This window comes from Endozoicomonas sp. YOMI1, assembly GCF_024606345.1.
GTDB lineage: Bacteria > Pseudomonadota > Gammaproteobacteria > Pseudomonadales > Endozoicomonadaceae > Endozoicomonas.
Genome location: NZ_JAHHPM010000323.1, coordinates 1 through 2035, shown reverse-complemented (window position 1 = coordinate 2035; position 2035 = coordinate 1). Strand labels below are relative to the sequence as shown.

General features: G+C 47.3%; 3 protein-coding genes. All 3 read right to left on the bottom strand.

Annotation, left to right across the window (positions count from 1 at the left end):
• Window positions 1–196 (bottom strand): hypothetical protein (locus KDK15_RS11630; protein WP_257295522.1); only part of this gene is annotated, 196 nt, incomplete at its 3' end.
• A 118-nt stretch (window positions 197–314) separates the two neighbouring features.
• Window positions 315–617, bottom strand: a complete 303-nt coding sequence (locus KDK15_RS11625) for an AlpA family transcriptional regulator (protein WP_257295521.1) — start codon at window positions 615–617, stop codon at window positions 315–317.
• Between the two features lie 264 nt (window positions 618–881).
• Window positions 882–2018, bottom strand: coding sequence for a site-specific integrase (locus tag KDK15_RS11620; protein WP_257295523.1), 1137 nt, complete (start codon window positions 2016–2018; stop codon window positions 882–884).
• Window positions 2019–2035: the final 17 nt, after the last annotated feature.

Sequence of the window (2035 nt, the reverse complement as noted above, 5' to 3'; positions counted from 1 at the left end):
TCAGATCCCGGCAAGTCTGCCGGTTGTCTTCTGTGATCTGCTCGCATTCGCTACGGGGTGGGAATTGTTCTTTCAGTGCAGACAGCTTTCTGGTGATCTGCGTAAGGTCTTTCACAAGCTCTAATGCTTTTACAGGCATGGGAACCTGAGTAACCATTGTTACCATCGGGTGGTCAGTGTTCAGTGTTTGGTTCACAATATGCGCTCCAATGTATTAGCGTGCGTTGGAATTGCTGAAAGGGGGCTTGCAGTGTGGCGCTGTAAGCTCCCTCCTAAATACTCTCGTCCGGTCTTGTGGCGTGTAGTCCGGGCGATCATTGCTTTGTTCTCTTGCTGTTAGCTGCCTCCTGTTCTGCCAGAGTCTTGAAAGCTGGTTGATTTGTTAGCCAGTTATCCAGATCAACAATCCTGTACCTGACTCTCCTTCCAATCTTTATGAAAGGAGGCGGCTCCAGCCCTGATAGCTGCCCGGTAATTCGAGCCTGGATAATTTCTGTTTTAGCTACGCCGATGTAACCGGATGTCTGGTCTGTATCCAGTACAGCCATAGCGACTGACTTTTCTTTAGGCATAAGAAGCCCCTCTTCGAATTCATCAAAGTTTAAAATCGGATCCATTCCTGAAGCGTCATGCTAGATAGGAGACAAGGTTCAAACAGGTTTGTTTGGTTTCTGTTGCCTTGTCTTGCGATGATATTGACCTGTTCACCAGGAAAAAACAAAGCCGGTTTTGCCCAAAATGGACAAAAACTGTAGTTGTTTTAAAAAAAACGAGCCCCTATTTGTGCATGAGAAAACAAAAGAGGACGAAAGAGGACGAAAGAGGCATATAAAGGCACTGTATGAGAACACGATTATTCTTATTGTAAAGAAGTGTAAAGGCTACCCGATGGTAGCTACAGCCTCTAATTTTCTCTCGTCATTGGTGTGTAAGTAACGGGCAGTTGTCTCAAGGCTTTCATGCCCCATAAGTTCTTTGATGGTTACAAGGTCTATTCGTGCGTGTGCCAGCCTTGTCCCGAATGTATGCCTTAAGTCGTGTAGGCGAACGTCTGGTAATCCTGCCAGCTCTCTCAATGCTGTCCATGCTGATTTAATGTTATCCATCCTTCGACCTGTTTTAGGACTTGGGAATACAAGGTCTCTGGGCTGGCTCTCATTCAGCCAGGTAACAAGGGTGTTAAATGCAGTGTCGTTCAGTGGGATCTGTCTTGTCTGGCCTGACTTGGCTCCTTCACCAACAACGGTAAGGGATGGTCGTTTACTCGATAGGTCAACGTCTTTTACTTTGAGGTTAAACAACTCACCTCGCCTTAAGCCAGTATTCAGGGCAACCAATACCATAGGCATAATGTGATCGGTAAACTTGCCTGTAATCGGCTCTGGTGCTTCTCTGGTGCGGGTTTCGCAATGCTTAATGAATCGTAGCCTCTCGGCTCTTTGCTCTTCTTGCCGGGTTTCTGTTGCGGCTAAAAGCTGCTGTTCTTCTGCCTCAGTCAGAAATCGAATCTTTTTGTTTTTATCCTCCTTAAGTTTCTTAACGTCTGGCATTGGTGACTTGTCTATCAGGCCAGCATTAACCGCACGGGTAAACACTCCCCGTAATGCGGTAAGCTCCCGATTACACGCCGATGCTTTCCCTGTGTAAGCACGCTTCCATTTCTCAAGCTGCCATGCGGTTATTTCTGGCATTGGCTTATCCAGAAATTCTTTGAAGCTTCGCTTTACCCTGGGCACTGTGTCGGCTGCTGTCTTTGCTGGTGCTACTTCCAGATACCCACCATCAAGAAAGGCTCTCAAAGTTTGCTGGCTTTTCTTGACTGCTTCCGCCCTGGCTTCTTTTCTTTTAACAGCAAGGTCTTCACCTTTGGCAACATCACCGGCCATAGACTTGGCCAACTCTCTGGCTTGATCGGCTGTGATTGCCCCATGCATACCCAGCTTAACCGTGTTCCTTTTGCCGTTCAGTCGATAGCGTAGATAGTGCTTGTCCGAAAACCCATCAGCCCTTGAAAACAGCAGTCTGTGGCCTTACT